The following is a 1,441-nucleotide window of genomic DNA, read 5'->3' as shown; positions in this document are numbered from 1 at the left end:
TGAACTGCTCCCCGGAAGTTGGACTGAGAATTCGGTTCCGCTTCCGGGGAGTTGTTGTTTGCATCCGTATAGTTCGTTGACCGAGCAGGAGCGTGCTGCTGCGGTGTCGCTGTTCGAGGCCGGTCACGGCCATATGAGCGCGGCTTCCCTGCTGGGGGTCGGGCATCAGGGAGTACGTAACCTGTTCGACCGGTGGAAGATCCATGGTCGAGAGGTGCTGGTGGAGAAGCGGACCAAACGGCGGTTCTCGTTCGAGGAGAAGCGGGAGATCGTGCGCCGCTATCTGACCGGCGAGGCATCGGGGCTGGAGCTGGCGGCCGAGTACGAGCTGTCCTCCCGGAAGATCATCACCAAATGGGTGCGGATCGTGCGCGAGGAGGGCGAGGAGGGCCTGCGGCCGAAGCCGAAGGGACGGCCGGGGCGGTCCTCGAACGTCGCCCAGGAGCCGGCCAGTGAGCTCGAGAGGCTGCGCGCGGAGAACGAGCGGTTGCGCGCCGAGGTTGCCTACCTGGGAAAATTGAAGGCCTTGAGGGATCAGGAGCGGCAGTGAAGACCCGTGCTGTCGCAGCGCTCAAGGCCGAGTTCCCGCTGCCGGTACTCCTTCGAGTCGCCGGCCTGGCGCGGTCGACGTTCTTCTACCACCAGGCCCGCATCGGCCGTCCCGACCCGAAGCAGGCGCTCAAAGACGCCATCCGCACCGCGTTCGCCGAAGCGGGAGGCCGTTACGGGCACCGACGCCTCCACACCGTCCTGGTCCGACAAGGCTGGACAGTCGCCAAGAAGACCGTGTTGGCACTCATGCGAGTTATGGAACTGCGCTGCGGGGTCCGAAGACGCCGGCACCCCTTCAAGTCCTACCAGGGCCAGACCGGACTGACCGCGCCGAACCGCCTCGACCGCGACTTCACCGCCGATGCGCCGAACCGCAAGTGGGTCACCGACGTCACCGAGTTCGCCATCGACGGCAGACGGGTCTACCTGTCCCCGATCATCGACCTGTTCGACCGGTCCGTAGTCGCCTACGCGATCGGCCCGTCACCGAATCTGGCCCTCACGCTCGCGTCGCTGCGCGACGCGACCGCGACCCTTGCCGAGGGCGAGCACCCGCTCGTTCATTCCGACCAGGGCTTCCAGTACCAGCACGCCTCCTGGCGCCGTCTGCTGGCGACACACGGGCTCACCCAGTCCATGTCCCGCAAAGGCAACTGCCTCGACAACGCCATCGCCGAAGGCTTCTTCGGCCACCTCAAGTCCGAGATCTTCCAAAGCGGCCACCCCCAAACCGCCTACCAACTCACCATCGCGATCAAGGAGTACATCCGCTGGTACAACACCGAACGCATCCACACACGGCTTGAGGGCCTGACCCCGGCTGCATACCGGGCCCAGACCCTCATGGCCTAGCCTTCAAACACCAGTCCAACAATCGGGGACCAGTTCA

2 protein-coding genes are annotated in these 1,441 nt (G+C 65.2%); both read left to right on the top strand.

From position 1 onward, the window contains the following. Positions 1-76 precede the first annotated feature (76 nt). Positions 77-550: a helix-turn-helix domain-containing protein gene (locus GFD30_RS27395; RefSeq protein ID WP_153028065.1), complete on the top strand. Its 474-nt coding sequence runs from the start codon at positions 77-79 to the stop codon at positions 548-550. Next, positions 547-1,404 (top strand): IS3 family transposase, encoded by an 858-nt coding sequence (locus GFD30_RS26075; RefSeq protein ID WP_153028064.1) that lies wholly within the window; start codon positions 547-549, stop codon positions 1,402-1,404. Before GFD30_RS27395 ends, GFD30_RS26075 begins: the two co-directional genes overlap by 4 nt. Positions 1,405-1,441 lie beyond the last annotated feature (37 nt).

The organism is Glycomyces albidus (genome assembly GCF_009451885.1).
Taxonomy (GTDB): Bacteria; Actinomycetota; Actinomycetes; order Mycobacteriales; family Micromonosporaceae; genus Glycomyces; species Glycomyces albidus.
This window is presented reverse-complemented; position numbering and strand designations above follow the sequence as displayed.